10 protein-coding genes and 1 pseudogene are annotated in these 13,790 nt (G+C 71.2%); 6 read left to right on the top strand and 5 right to left on the bottom strand.

The genetic code is table 11. From position 1 onward, the window contains the following. Window positions 1–309 (top strand): annotated as a pseudogene (locus AB0H43_RS03395) (phosphoketolase); the annotation flags it as partial. Window positions 310–396: 87 nt separating this feature from the next. After that, on the top strand, window positions 397–879 hold the full coding sequence (locus AB0H43_RS03400; RefSeq protein WP_359995809.1) for a cyclic nucleotide-binding domain-containing protein: 483 nt from the start codon (window positions 397–399) through the stop codon (window positions 877–879). 125 nt (window positions 880–1,004) lie between these two features. Here AB0H43_RS03400 and mgtA read toward each other — a convergent pair whose 3' ends face one another. The 4 genes from mgtA to AB0H43_RS03420 form a co-directional block, all read right to left on the bottom strand. Next, window positions 1,005–3,638 carry a magnesium-translocating P-type ATPase gene (gene mgtA / locus AB0H43_RS03405; RefSeq protein ID WP_359995812.1) on the bottom strand — a complete coding sequence of 878 codons (2,634 nt, stop codon included), beginning with the start codon at window positions 3,636–3,638 and terminating at the stop codon, window positions 1,005–1,007. Between the two features lie 31 nt (window positions 3,639–3,669). Further along, window positions 3,670–6,168 (bottom strand): cation-transporting P-type ATPase, encoded by a 2,499-nt coding sequence (locus AB0H43_RS03410; RefSeq protein WP_359995815.1) that lies wholly within the window; start codon window positions 6,166–6,168, stop codon window positions 3,670–3,672. 116 nt (window positions 6,169–6,284) lie between these two features. After that, window positions 6,285–7,697: a multicopper oxidase family protein gene (locus AB0H43_RS03415; RefSeq protein ID WP_359995817.1), complete on the bottom strand. Its 1,413-nt coding sequence runs from the start codon at window positions 7,695–7,697 to the stop codon at window positions 6,285–6,287. Window positions 7,698–7,701: 4 nt separating this feature from the next. After that, on the bottom strand, window positions 7,702–8,577 hold the full coding sequence (locus AB0H43_RS03420; protein ID WP_359997387.1) for a universal stress protein: 876 nt from the start codon (window positions 8,575–8,577) through the stop codon (window positions 7,702–7,704). A 235-nt stretch (window positions 8,578–8,812) separates the two neighbouring features. Between AB0H43_RS03420 and AB0H43_RS03425 the strand changes: the two genes are divergently transcribed. From AB0H43_RS03425 to AB0H43_RS03440, 4 genes are all read left to right on the top strand, one after another. Further along, a complete protein-coding gene (locus AB0H43_RS03425) occupies window positions 8,813–9,214 on the top strand; it encodes an Hsp20/alpha crystallin family protein (protein ID WP_359995820.1) in 402 nt (133 codons plus the stop codon). Between the two features lie 177 nt (window positions 9,215–9,391). Next, window positions 9,392–10,969, top strand: a complete 1,578-nt coding sequence (locus tag AB0H43_RS03430) for a GAF domain-containing protein (protein ID WP_359997390.1) — start codon at window positions 9,392–9,394, stop codon at window positions 10,967–10,969. Window positions 10,970–11,071: 102 nt separating this feature from the next. Then, complete coding sequence (locus AB0H43_RS03435) at window positions 11,072–11,503, top strand: hypothetical protein (protein ID WP_359995823.1); 432 nt, start codon at window positions 11,072–11,074, stop codon at window positions 11,501–11,503. A 66-nt stretch (window positions 11,504–11,569) separates the two neighbouring features. Beyond that, window positions 11,570–12,541 (top strand): nitroreductase, encoded by a 972-nt coding sequence (locus AB0H43_RS03440; protein WP_359995826.1) that lies wholly within the window; start codon window positions 11,570–11,572, stop codon window positions 12,539–12,541. A gap of 23 nt (window positions 12,542–12,564) precedes the next feature. On the opposite strand, the gene AB0H43_RS03445 is transcribed toward AB0H43_RS03440, so the two are convergent. Next, a complete protein-coding gene (locus tag AB0H43_RS03445) occupies window positions 12,565–13,581 on the bottom strand; it encodes a nitroreductase family protein (RefSeq protein ID WP_359995828.1) in 1,017 nt (338 codons plus the stop codon). Between the last annotated feature and the right edge of the window lie 209 nt (window positions 13,582–13,790).

A 13,790-nucleotide genomic window follows, 5' to 3' on the forward strand; every position in this document is an offset into this window, starting at 1 on the left:
TACCCGACCCTCATCCACCGGCTCACCTACCGCCGCACCAACCACCACAACATCCACGTCCGCGGCTACAAAGAAGAAGGCACCACCACCACACCGTTCGACATGGTCATGCTCAACGACCTCGACCGATTCCACCTCGTCATCGACGTCATCGACCGCGTACCCGGACTGTCCGTCGGCGCAGCCGCCCTCCGCCAGCAGATGACCGACGCCCGCCAAATCTGCCGCGACTACACCCGCCGCTACGGCGAAGACCACCCCTGGATCCGCGACTGGAAATGGCCCGTCACACCCGACCAACCAGCCTGATCAGGGCGACCGGCGGCGTGGCTCGGGACTTTGTCCCCTGTCACGCCGCTTTCGTCTGCGGTGTGCTGGACGTGGAGGTGTATTCCGATGATCGAGACGACGTATCAGACGCTGCGGTCCCACCCGTTCCTGGCCGGCTTGTCGGACCGGCAACTCGACCGGTTGTCCATGTGGGGCTACACCACCATCTTCCACCGGGACAGCCGCCTGTTCGCTGAAGGCGGGCGCGCCGACCGGTTCTGGCTCGTCGACGACGGCCATGTCCGGCTCAGCACCACCGTCCCCGGCCGCGGCGAGGTCGTCGTGGAGACCCTCGGCCCCGGCACGGTCATCGGCTGGTCCTGGCTGTTCCCGCCCTACCGGTGGCAGTTCACCGGCACCGCCGAGGACATGGTGCACGCCGTGGCACTGGACGGTCCCGGCGTACGGGAGCTGTGCGCGGCCGACCCGGCGCTCGGCTACGAGCTGATGCGGCGGTTCACCGCCGTTATCGCCGAACGGCTGCTGTACACCCGGGCGCGCCTGCTCGCGGCCGAATCCGAGTCGGTCGAGACCGAGCCGGCCGCCTGATGCCGAGCGCCGCGACCGTGTGCCATGGCGCAGCGCGGGCCGGCTCCCATGATCATGGTCAATTCCGTGTCGCTATGGCACCGTGAAATGACCCTGATCATGGAACGCGCCTACGGAGCGGCCATTCATCGGGTGGTGAAGCGGGCGGCGCGGCGGTGTTGCCGCCGCTGATGCGGTGGGCGTACCCGCCGCGCCGTCGCACTGCGCAGGTCGCCCGCCGCGAACAGGCTGCGCTTGGCGGTCTCGACGAGGGCCAGGTAGACCACGACCAGCGCCACGACCACGCCCAGGAACGCCGGTGGCAACGGAGTGAAGCCCAACGCCCCGGCCACCGGCGAATACGGGATCGCCCACGCGACCGCGACAGCGGCCACCGCGGACAGGACGAGCGCCAGGCTGGGCCGGCTCCGCCAGAACGGGCTGGCGTGCGTACGGATGACGAAGACGATCAGGGTCTGGGTGGCGATCGACTCGACGAACCAGCCCGTACGGAACTCGGTCTGTCCCGCGTGCAGCACGCTGAGCAGGATCGCGAACGTCAGGAAGTCGAAGATCGACGACAACGGGCCGAAGGTCAGCATGAACCGGCGGATCTCCCGCAGGTCCCAGTGCGACGGCCGGGCCAGCTGCTCGGGATCGACTCGGTCGGTCGGAATGGCGATCTGGGACACGTCGTAGAGCAGGTTGTTGAGCAGGATCTGGCCGGGCAGCATCGGCAGGAACGGCAGGAAGGCCGACGCCCCGGCGGCGGAGAACATGTTGCCGAAGTTCGACGACGTCCCCATGAGCACGTACTTGATCGTGTTGGCGAAGATCCGGCGTCCCTCGGTCACCCCGTCCGCGAGGACACCGAGATCCTTGTCCAGCAGCAGGACGTCGGCGGCGTCCTTGGCGACGTCGGCCCCACCGTCGACGGAAACTCCGACGTCGGCGCTGTGCAGGGCCAGCGCGTCGTTGACCCCGTCGCCGAGGAACGCCACGTCCCGGCCCGCCAGCCGCTGTACGCGTACCAGCCGGGCCTTGTCGTCGGGACTGACCCGCGCGAACACCGTGGTGGCCGCGATGAGCGCGGGCAGCGCCTCGTCACCCACCTGGGCCAGCTGCTGCCCGGTGATCACGCCGGACACCGGCAGGCCGACCTGACGGCAGACGTGTTCGGCGACGGCCGGGTGGTCGCCGGTGATGACCTTGACGGCGATACCGAGCTGGGCGAGCCGGGTCAACGCCTCCGCCGCTCCTCGTTTGGGCGGATCGGACAGCACGAGCAGGCCGGCGAGCGTGAGATCCCGCACGTCCCGCGGATCGATCCGCACCGCGCCGGGCATTGCCCGGGACGCGACGGCGATCACCCGCCCACCGGTGGCGAGCCGTTCGTCGAGTACGCGCCGGACGTCCGCCGAGGCGCCGACGCACCGCGCCAGGATGTCCTCGGGAGCGCCTTTGACGATGAGCAGCCGCCCGTCCGGGCCGTCCACCAGGACGCTGGTCCGGCGACGCTCGTGATCGAACGGCACCAGGAACCGGCGCTGGTAGTCACCCACGGGCTGGGCGGCCGCGTCCGGCGCGCGCCACAGCGCCTCATCCAGCGCGTTGCCCCCGACCGGCGCGCCCGATTCAGTGGTGGCCTCGTTGGCCAGTAGTCCGTACAGCAGGGGCAAGTGCGCCGGCCCCCCGTCCGCGCCCACGGCTTCACGCAGTGCGAGGGCTCCTTCGGTGAGGGTTCCGGTCTTGTCCGTGAACAGCACCTCGACGTTGCCAAGGTCTTCCACGCACACCAGGCGCTTGACGAGCACCCGCTGCCGGGCCAGTCGCCGGGTGCCGGTCGCCAGGCTCGTCGTGACGATCGCGGGCAACAGCTGCGGCGTTATGCCCACCGCGATGGCGAGGCTGAACAGGATCGCGTCGAGGAGCGGCCGGTCGAGGACGAGGTTGATGACGAAGATCATCGCGGTGAGCACTGCGGCGACCCGGGCGAGCAGCGTCGAGAACTGCGCGAGGCCCACCTGGAATTCGGTGGGCGGATGCTTTCGGCCCAGGCCGACGGCGATTCGCCCGAACGCTGTGCGGGTTCCGGTCGCGACGACCACTCCAGTCGCCGACCCGGCGCGGACGACGGTGCCCATCAAGGCGCACGGCGTCAGCTCACCCGGCCCGGCCACGGCCGGCAGCACGGCCACGTTCTTGGTGACCGGCGCGGACTCACCGGTCAGCATCGCCTCGTCACACGCGAGGCCGGTGACCTCGAGCAGACGTAGGTCGGCCGGAACCACCTGGCCGAGCTCCAGGCGTACGCGGTCGCCCGGGACCAGCTCGGTCACATCGACCTCGCGCGCCTCGCCCGAGCGTACGACTACGGCGCGATGCCGGATCCGATCGTGCAACGCCGCGCCGGCCTGCTCCGCCCGGTACTCGTTGACGAAGCCGAGGCCGACGCTGATCGCGATGATGACGCCGATGACCACCGCGTCGGTGTGCTGACCCACGACGAACGACACCGCAGCGGCGATCAGCAGCAGCGCCAGCAGGGCCGAGCGCAGCTGCCGGGCCAGCACCGCCCACGCCGACACCCGATGCGTACGCACCGCGTTCGGTCCCACCGAGGCGAGCCGCCGGTCGGCCTCGGCCTCGTCGAGTCCGGCCGGTCCGGTTTCGAGCGCCTTCAGCACGTCCGGGAGGTCCATCGTGGCCGCCTGCTGAACGTCGAGGGACCACGAGGGCGGCCGCTCACCGGACACCGTCGCCGGCTGGGTCGCTACCACGCCTTCGCCTCCTGTCATGACGCGGCCGATTTCAGGACCGGAGATCCCGTCGGCGGTTCATCGCCCACAACAGCAGGCCCGGCAACGCCGCGACGGCCGCACACACCAGGAGCTGAGCGCCGGTGAGGGACTCCGTCCGCAGCAGCACGCGCAGCGGCTCGGCCAGGACCGCGCCGACCTGCGCGAGCGCGGAGAGGGCTATCGCGAGCAGCAGGCCGGGGTTGGCCCACCGGTGGGCGCGGTCACGCCGGGCGCGTACCGCCAGCGCCACGCCCAGCTGCGCCAGGCCGAGGGTCACGAACAGCATGCTCTGCCAGGGCAGCCCAGCGTTCGACGCGGCCACGGCGAGTCCGGCCGACACCAGGGCCACGAGCATGCCGACGCCGAGGATCGTCCGTCCCAGCCCGCCACCGAGGACCTGCTCGCCGGGCGCGCGAGGCGGTCGCGTAAGCACGTCCGGCTCGGCCGGCTCGGCCCCGAGCGCGACACCGGGCAGCCCGTGCGTCAGCAGATTGATCCACAGAATCTGGCCGGGCAACAGCGGCACCGCCAGACCGAGGAACGGCCCGGCCAGCATGACGAGTAGTTCGGCCACTCCCCCGGCCAGCCCGTAGCGCAGGAAGCGGCGGATGTTGTCGTACACCCGCCGGCCCTCGCCGATCGCGGCGGTCACCGTGTCCAGGTTGTCGTCGACCAGCACGAGGTCTGCGGCCTGCCGGGCGACCTCGGTCCCGCCGCCCATCGCCACCCCGATGTCCGCGCGACGCAACGCCGGCGCGTCGTTCACCCCGTCGCCGGTCATCGCGACCACCTCCCCGCGGCTCTGGAGCGCGGTGATGATGTCGAGCTTCTGCTCCGGCCGCGTACGCGCGAAGACCTGCACGTCGTGTGCCCGCTCGGGATGATCGCCGGTGCCGACGCCGTCGCCGGGGTGCCAGATACCGAGCTGTCCCGCGATGGCGGCCGCCGTGTTCGGATGATCGCCGGTGATCAGCATCATGCGTACGCCCGCCTGGCCGAACGCGTCGGCGGTGCCGCTCGCTCCAGCGCGCAACGGGTCGCCGATGCCGATGACGCCCAGCGGCCACAGTCCGCGGGGGTCGGCCGGGTCGATCGGGGTCTCGGCGTACGCGGCTGCGACGGCGACGACGCGCAGCCCCTGGGCGGCCAGGTCGGCAGCGGCCCGGCGCAGGTCCTCGACGTCCCCGCCGACCACGGGCGCCGCGAGCACGGTCTCCGGAGCGCCTTTGCAGACCGCGTAGTAGCCGGAGCCTCGCTTGTGGACGGTCGTCATCCGGCGGGTGGCCTGGTCGAAGGGACGCTCCGCCACTCGCGGGTACGCCACGCGCTCGGCCTGCGGATCCAGGCCGCACCGGGCGGCGAAGGCGACCAGCGCGGCCTCCACGGGATCGCCGACCGCGTACCACTGCGGATGGTCGTCGTCCGGTGCAAGCAGCACCGCGTCCGAGCACAACAGCCCGGCCAGCGCCAGCTCGCGCAGGGGCGGCCCGGCATCGGGGATCACGACCCCGACCGGCTCGTACCCGGCGCCGTGCACCTCATAGGTGACGCCTTCGCTGACCGCCCGGCGCACGGCCATCCGGCCTTCGGTGACCGTCCCGGTCTTGTCCGAGGCCAGCACGGTCACCGAACCGAGCGTCTCGACCGCATGCAGGTTCCGGGGAATGGCCTGATGCCGGGCGATCCGCCGGGCGCCCAGCGCCAAGGCGAGGGTCACCACGGCGGGCAGCGACTCCGGCACGGCCGCCACGACCAGGCTTACCGCGACGAGTGCCATCGTGACCACCGGCCGGCCGGCGAGCACGCCCAGGACCGCCACGATCAGGCTCACCGCAACGATCGCCGCGCCGAGCAGCTTGCCCAGCCCGGCCAGCCGGCGTTGCAGCGGCGTCGGCCCGGCCTTGGCGCCCCGGGCCAGCGAGGCGATCCGGCCGAGCGCGCTGTCACCCCCGATACGCAGCACAGGACCTTCGGCCCGCCCGGTGACCAGCACCGTGCCGGAGAGCAGCTCGTCGCCGGGTTCCCGGACTACCGGCAGGGATTCGCCGGTCAGCACCGCCTCGTCGACCTGGCACCGATGGGCGTACGCGATCATCAGGTCGGCCGGGACGATGTCGCCCGCCTCCAGGCGCACCCAGTCTTCGCGTACCAGCTGGGCAGCGGGAACGACCACGTCGTGGCCGTCCCGGACCACGCGCGCGGTCGGCGCGGTCAGGGTGTCCAGGGCCGCGATCGCATGGTCCGCGCGGACCTGCTGGACCACGCCGATGGTGGTGTTGAGCACGATCACCAGGGCGATGATCGCGGTGTCGGGCAGGTCGCCGAGGGCGATCGTGACCACAACCGCCGCGAGCAGCAGAAGTACGAGTGGATCGCGCAGCTGGTCGAGGATCCGGGAGGCCAGGTGCCGTGGGCGCGGCCGCGCGACCTCGTTCGGCCCCTCCCGGTCCCGCCGGGCAGCCGCCTCGGCGCTGGTCAATCCAGTGATCGACGGAGCCGTCACGGTCACCGGGACCACGTCCGAGCGGCCGGCTTCGCTTCGCGCACAGCTATGGTCGCCATGCTTTCAGCCTGCGGCCGCAGGGCTGATCGGCCCAGTGCCGGCGGTCCGCGAGGGCCGGGACTTTAGACCCGGTATCCGAGCAAGGTCATCATGCCCGCCTCCGCGTGGTAGGCGTTGTGGCAGTGCAGCATCCACCGCCCCGGGTTGTCCGCGTCGAACAACAGCCTGACCGTGCGCCCCGGAAACACACCCACAGTGTCTTTGCGCGGTCCGGACACATCGCCGACCGCGAAGCTGTGGCCGTGCAGATGAACGGGATGCCACATCATCGTGGTGTTGGCGATCTCCAGCCACACCCGCTCTCCGGCGGAGACCACGAGATCGACCCGGTCATGATCGAACGTGCGGCCGTCGAAACCCCACACGAAGCGCATCATGCCGCCGGTCAGGCGGGTGCGCAGGGTCTGCGCGGCGTTCCGGCCCGCCAGCGCCACCGAGTCGTCCGCTTTCATCTGGTCGTACGCCGGCAGCAGCCCACCGAGCTCGGCCGGAAGCACGCCCGCGGGTGGTGGAGCCCCACCCCCGGTACGCAGCAGCGCCAGACCGGTGCCGTTCTTGCCCTCGGCTGAGGCGACCAGCGGGAAGACCCCGTCACCGGCGGTGATCAGCGCGTCGTAGCGCTCCCCCATCCCGATCAGGAGCGTGTCGGCCGGGATCGGCCGGATCGGCAGCCCGTCGGTGTGCGTGACGGTCATCCGGTGACCGCCGAGCGCCACCCGGTACGCCGTGTCGCCACCGGCGTTGATCAGCCGCAGCCGGATGCGGTCCCCCGGCCGGGCGCGCAGCACGTCGGGGTCGGCCGGCAGCCGCCCGTTGACCAGGTGGTGCGCGTACGCGACCGTACCCATGACCTCGCCCATGCCCATCATGCGGCCGGTGCGAGCCAGGTCGGCGTACACCGCCTCCGGGGTGCGATCGAGCCAGTCGTCGAGGACGACGATCCACTCGTGGTCGTAGGCCAGCGGCTCATGCGGGTCGTCGACGATCAGCGGAGCCGACAGCCCGCGTTCCAGCTGCAGTCCGCTGTGCGGATGGAACCAATAGGTGCCCGGAGCCGGGGCGGTGAACCGGTAGACGAATTCGCCCCCGGCCTGGATCGGCTCCTGGGTGACGTGCGGTACGCCGTCGGCGTCGTTACGCAAGGTGATGCCGTGCCAGTGCACCGACGTCTCGGCCGGAAGCCGGTTACGCACTGTGGCCACGAGCTGTTCGCCGGCACGCAGCCGGATCACCGGCCGGGCGAGCCGCCCGCCGTAGGACCACGCGGGCACGATCACGCCACCGAGATCCACCTCGGACTCGATCGCGTCGATGGCGACACCGCGTTCAGGCCCGGGCCGGCGGGCTTGTTCCGCGGCGGCGACCTGCGGGCCGGTCGGCGACACCACGGCGGTCGAGCCGCCCGGCAGGCAACCGCCGAGCCCTCCGCCGGCCGCGGTCAGTCCGGCGGCCAAGAGGACCCGGCGGGTCACCATCGGGTCAGTCTTCGGTCGGGTGGATCACGGCGACCGGGTGGTGCGCGTGGTGCACGAGCGCGCGGCTGACCGAGCCGAGCATCAGCCCGGCGAAGCCGCCCCGGCCTCGGCACCCGACGACGGTCAACGCCGCGTCGGCGGAGGCGTCGACCATCGCCTTCTCGACGTTGTCGGTGACCTGAGCGCGGGTCTGGACCGAGATGCCGCCTTCGGCGTACACCGCGACGGCGTTCGCCAGCATCTTCGCGGCATCGGTCTGCTCACTGGGCACACAGGCGTTCATGACGATCAACGGGACGCCACGACGGCGGGCCTCGTCGACGCCGAAGACCAACGCGGCCCGAGCGGCGGCCGACCCGTCGTACCCCACGAGGACCGGTCCCGCCGGGCCGGGCGAAGCCGGCGGCTGTTCCGGGCCGGGCTCGACGTCGCTCACCGGCGGGCGTACCACCACCACCGGGCCGTGCGCGTGCGCGGCGAGCTGCGCCGACACCGAGCCGAGGAGCAGCTCGGCGAAGCCGCCGACGCCGCGGCAGCCGACCACCGTCAGCGCCGCCTTACGCGACTCCTCGATCAGGATGCCCGCGGGAACCCCGGCGACCTCTTTCGACTCGACCGCGGTCAGCGCAGGGAACTGCTGCTGCACCCGCTCGGCCGTGTCGGTCAGCAGCTTGGCGACCTGTTCCTGGAAGTGTTCCGCCTCGGCGATGGAATAGGACACCATGCCCATCGGCAGGTATCCGTACAGCGGCGACTCGTGCGCGTACACCAGGCGGAGCGGCACACCCCGCCATAGGGCGTCCCGCGCGGCGTACGCGACGGCAGCCAGGCTGGACGGCGAACCGTCGACGCCGACGACGACCGGACGTGAGGCATACATGGTGTTCATCCCTTCACGATCGGCCCGGTCAACCGGGGCGGGCAGGGTGTCCCGGCCCCTGATCATGGGACCAAGGTCCCCTCGGCCGGTTGCATGGCGGTGCCCGCGACGCCGTTGTCGGCACCGCCGTCTGGCGGACCAAAGGCCCTGTCATCTGCCGGGGTTCTCGGGACTTCTGTCCATAGCTGGGCACCATGACCAGCGATGGGATGGAAGTGAAGAAAGGAGGTGTTCCATGACCACATTGATGCCGAGGTTCTTCGGTGACCTGTTCGACTGGTTCGACGCGGACACCTTGACCCGGCCCGGCCACCTGATCCGGGTCGAGGACCGGCTGACCGACACCGAGTACCTGGTCCGGGCCGAGCTGCCCGGCTGCGACCCGCAGAAGGACATCCAAGTGGGCGTCGAACACGGATTGCTCACCATCCGCTGCACCCGCGAGGAAGAAAAGCAGGCGCACGACCGGACCGAGTTCCGGTACGGCGCGCTGCAGCGGATCATCCGGCTGCCCGGCGCCGTCCAGGAGGACAAGATCTCCGCGAAGTACGCCGAGGGCATCCTCGAGGTGACGGTGCCGCTGGCCGAGGCCAAGCCGACCGTCCGCCAGATCCCCGTCCTGATTCCCGCCAAGTGACCGCGCCCCAAACTCAGGAAACCGGATCAAGCCGTCCGGCGGCCGCCCGTTCGGCCGCCGGACGGCCGTACCATGAACCCCGTGGAACAGCAGTGGACTTCGCTCGGCCTCTCGCCGCTGTCACGCGTACGCCTGGATGAGCTTCTCCAAGAACTGCTGGACCGCGTGGGTGAGGTGATGAACAGCCGGGAGCGGCTGCGCAGCCTGCTCGACGCCGTCGTGGGCATCGGCACCGACCTGGACCTGCACGCGACCCTGGAGCGGATCGTCGTGTCCGCCTGCCACCTGGCGGACGCGAAGTACGGCGCGCTCGGCGTCATCGGCGGCGACCGGCAGCTCATCGAGTTCATCACCCACGGCATGGACCCCAAGACGCACAAGATGATCGGCAATCCGCCGACCGGCAAGGGTGTGCTCGGCCTGCTGATCGGTGACCCGCGGCCGGTACGCCTGCCCGACATCACCCGCCACCCGCAGTCGGCCGGTTTCCCGCCCAACCACCCGCCGATGCACAGCTTCCTCGGTGTTCCGATCCGCGTCCGCGACCACATCTTCGGCAACCTCTACCTGTCGGAGAAGCAGGGCGCACCCGAGTTCTCCGACGACGACGAGGAGATCATGGTCGCGCTGGCCGCCGCCGCCGGCGCCGCGATCGAGAACGCCCGCCTCTACGCGCTGGCCGGTCGCCGCCAACGCTGGCTGCAGGCCACCGCCGAGGTCTCGGCCGCGATCGCCGACGTGCACGAAGCAGACGACCCGCTCGAGATGGTGGTCCGCAAAGCCCGGGAGGCGGCGGACGCCGTCTTCGCCACGGTGGTGCTGCGGGAGGAGATCGGCGACAGTCTGACCGTCGCGGCCTGCGATTCGACGGAGCCTCTGGAGGGCCTGGCCGGAGCGACGGTCGCGCTGGAGGGCTCGGCGATCGAGGCGGCCATCACCCGCGGCGAACAGCTCGAGGTCGAACATGTCGGCAAGGCCGCGAGTTGGCCCGTCACCGTGCCCGAGCTACGGGCGTCGATCTCGCCGTTCGGCGACTCCCGGGGAGCCCTCGTCGTGGCCTATGCCGGGGAGCCCCGGGACAGCGAGGAGCTGCGACTGGTGGGGCTGTTCGCCAACCAGGCCGCGTTCGCCCTCGACCGAGCCCAGGCGCACGCCGATCGCGAGCAGCTGCTCGTCCTGTCCGACCGCGAGCGCATCGCCCGGGACCTGCATGACGTCGTCATCCAGCGTCTGTTCGCCACCGGCCTGCAATTGCAGACCGTGGCGGCGCTCGCGACGAAGCCGGAGGTCGCCACCCGGATCCATCAGGCCGTGGACGACCTGGACGCCACCATCCGCGACATCCGCGGCGCGATCTTCGAGCTGCGCGCCCCGGCCACGACCTCGCTGCGGGCCGAGATCCGCGCACTGGCCGAGCGCGCGGCCGCGGGGCTCGGGTTCCGCCCGGCGCTGCGGGTCGACGGGCCGATCGACTCGGCGGTGCCGATCGAGCTGCACGGCGACATCCTGGCCGTGGTCAACGAGGCTCTGTCCAATGTGGTACGCCATGCGCAGGCGACCGAGCTGGAGATGGCTGTCGCGGTGCAAGCGGGACGGCTGACCCTCACCGTGTACGACAACGGCCGCGGCGGAGCCCGCGAGTCCAGCGGGCTGGCCAACGCCCGGGAACGCGCCCGCCAGCATGCCGGTGAGCTGAAGCTGACCTCGCCGCCGGGCGAAGGAACCCGTCTGGTGTGGTCGGTGCCACTGACCTGACAGGACCTTCGGCTGTCGGAACAGGACGCCCGGCACTGTCGACGGTAGCCGGTGGGGACGACGGTGAGCATAGGCGTCAACAGCCTCGCGAAGGAGACCACCATGACCCCGCTCGCCCGCCGGAACCCCCTGAGGATCACTTGGCGCGACGCGTTCGCGACCTGGCTGGTCGGATCGGCCGCCGGCCTCTACCTCGCCCACATCGCCGGTGCTCACCTGCCCGGTCTGCACGGAATCAGGCCGATCGCCGCCGTCGTCGTGGCCCTTGGACTGCTCGCGTGCGTCACAGCGGCATGGCCGCTGGAGGGTGCTTCCGCGGGCTACGGCCGCTGGATCGGCATCCTCGCAACCGGCGTGGTGGTCGCGGCCGCCGTCGCCGTCATCGGTGGATCGACGGTCGCGCTCACCTTCCTGGTCGGGCTGACCGTCGCATTGTGGCTCACCACGACATCCCGTCACCTGATCGGGCCGCGGCGGCGGATCTCCGACCGCGACCTGCACGACCTGATCGATCGCGAAAAGATCGCCCGCTGACCCGTCCCGCTGCCGCATGCTGAGTCTGACCGACTCGGCATGCGGCCTTCTTCCGGAGGAGCTCTCATGGACACCGCCCGCCAGGAACCGTCGGCCCTGCTGGCCAAAGCGGCCACGGCCGCCGGATACGCGCCGTCCATCCTCAACACCCAACCGTGGCGGTGGCGGGTCCATGGCGACGTCCTCGAGCTGTACGCCGACCCCAGCCGCCAGATGCAGGCGGTCGATCCCGACGGACGGCTGCTGGTCATCAGTTGCGGGGCTGCGCTGCACCACGCGGCGCTCGCGTTGGCGGCCGAAGGAGTGACCATCGACGTCGAGCTCGTGGCGGAAGGCGACCTGCTGGCCCGGATCAGCGTCAAGGGGCATCGGGAGGTGACCGGTCAAGCAATGCGGGCGGTCCAGGACATGCGCCTACGGCACACCGACCGCCGCCCGGTCTTCGGCCCGGCCGACCCCGACGCCGTCGCCGCCGTACGCCAGGCCGGCACGACCCCCGGCGTGGACGTGCATCTGCTGCGACCCGAGCAGGTCTCGGAACTCGGTGTCGCAGCCGCGCACGCCGACCGCACCGAGATCCTCGATCCGCAGCAACGCGCCGAGCTGGCGTACTGGGTCGGCGGGGAGCGTCCGGACCAGTCTGGTGTGCCCCTCGACGTGGTGCCGCCGGAGCCGTCGGGCGGCCCGGTGCCCGGCCGTGACTACGTCCGCGCCGGGACACTGGACGTGTCCTCCGGAAACGACGCGTACGCGACCTATCTGATGCTGTTCGGTCCCGGTGACGAGCCCGCCGACTGGCTGCGTGCGGGGCAGGCCCTGTCGTCGGCCTGGCTGAAAGCCACGGAACTAGGTCTGTCGGTTCTGCCGTTCAGCTCGGTCGTCGAGGTCGCCCCGGTACGCGAACGGCTGGCCGCCACGGTGCTGTCCGGACTCGGCCATCCGTATCTGGTGCTGCGACTGGGTGCGCTGGATCCGGAGCACCGGCTGCCGCCACACACGCCCCGGCTTCCGGCCGATCAGATCGTCGAGCTGGGCTGATCAGCCCAGCTCGCCCGGCACGGTCAGCTCGTCGGCCACGCCGGCTCGTCCGGCACGGTCAGCTCGTCGGGCACGGCCAGCTCGTCCGGCATAGACATGAGGACGTCCGCCAGAGGGCGCCGCGGTGACGGCGGCGACTCGTGGCCGTAGCCGAGCCGGATGACGGCCTGTGCGACCCGGCCCTGGGCGCTGTCGTCGAACAGTGCCCGGAGGTCGGCGTACTCCAACGGCTGGGTCATCAGAGTGCTCTGCACACCGTTCGCCGTCGCCGTCAGCAGCACTCGTTCCAGCGCCTGCCCGGCCCGCAGCCAGGCGTACGGGGAATCGCCGGAGCCGTAGAGGATCGCGACGGTCGGCTCGTCCTCGAACACGCCCGGCCAGGCGTGCCGGGCTGGATGCGCCAATCCGAAGTCGCGCAGCGGGATGCGCTCGGCCCGGTCCGGCGGCGCGTACGCCACCAGCGGCACCCCTTCGCGGCGGCCGGGTTCGGGAGCGGTCCAGCCGGCCAGTTCGACGAGATAATCCGGATCTGTGCGGCGCAACGTCTCCGCTCGGCGTACAACGCCCAGAACACCGTCACGCAGCGGCGGATCGGCGATCATCAGGTAGCCGCCTTCCGACGCGGCTGCCTCGCCGAGCTCGTCCAGCACCGTCTCGGGCAGCTCGGCGGACCGGAACGGGCGGCGGTTGGAGTGCCGGCGTGGGATGGCACCGGCCAGCCGGCGGGCGAGGTAGGTCGGCTGAGTCCGATCGCCGATGGTGACCCGGGCCATCAGATCCGGCTGCGCGGGATCCGGCAGCAGGGCGTACAGCGGCTTGTATCCGCGGGCCAGCAACGCGACCCGCAGATTCAACACCGCCGCCCCGATGGAGATGGTCAGCTCCCGCCCGTCCGGGTCGATCACCGCCAGCTGCCTACTGCGGTCGGCGTACACGTCGACGCAGTGTTCCCGTGGCAGGAACCGCCAGGGCTGAGTGTTGTGAATGGACGGCGCTGCGATCGCGGCGTCGAGGCACTCGGCGATGATGGCGTGTCTCATCACCCCACCGTGCGCCGCTTCGTGGACGCGGCGTAGGGCCGTGGGGCGCAGCCGCTCAGGACTTTGTCCCCTGCCCACGGTCCGGGCCGTGCGATGTGATGGACCGGTCCGGATATTCGGCTTTCCTGCGAGGAGGGCCTGCGCGGACGCCCGCGAAGGAACGCGGGAGAGCGGTACGCCGGACTCGGCGGTGTGGACCTTCGACGGTC

It is taken from the genome of Hamadaea sp. NPDC050747, from assembly GCF_040654195.1.
Classification (GTDB): Bacteria; Actinomycetota; Actinomycetes; order Mycobacteriales; family Micromonosporaceae; genus Hamadaea.

Excerpts from the sequence above, each read along its gene's own strand:
- AB0H43_RS03430 (WP_359997390.1), top strand. The coding sequence starts at position 9,392 with ATGAACAGCCGGGAGCGGCTGCGCAGCCTGCTCGACGCCGTCGTGGGC.
- AB0H43_RS03400 (WP_359995809.1), top strand. The coding sequence starts at position 397 with ATGATCGAGACGACGTATCAGACGCTGCGGTCCCACCCGTTCCTGGCC.
- AB0H43_RS03435 (WP_359995823.1), top strand. The coding sequence starts at position 11,072 with ATGACCCCGCTCGCCCGCCGGAACCCCCTGAGGATCACTTGGCGCGAC.
- AB0H43_RS03445 (WP_359995828.1), bottom strand. The coding sequence starts at position 13,581 with ATGAGACACGCCATCATCGCCGAGTGCCTCGACGCCGCGATCGCAGCG.
- AB0H43_RS03440 (WP_359995826.1), top strand. The coding sequence starts at position 11,570 with ATGGACACCGCCCGCCAGGAACCGTCGGCCCTGCTGGCCAAAGCGGCC.
- AB0H43_RS03415 (WP_359995817.1), bottom strand. The coding sequence starts at position 7,697 with ATGGTGACCCGCCGGGTCCTCTTGGCCGCCGGACTGACCGCGGCCGGC.
- AB0H43_RS03425 (WP_359995820.1), top strand. The coding sequence starts at position 8,813 with ATGACCACATTGATGCCGAGGTTCTTCGGTGACCTGTTCGACTGGTTC.
- AB0H43_RS03420 (WP_359997387.1), bottom strand. The coding sequence starts at position 8,577 with ATGTATGCCTCACGTCCGGTCGTCGTCGGCGTCGACGGTTCGCCGTCC.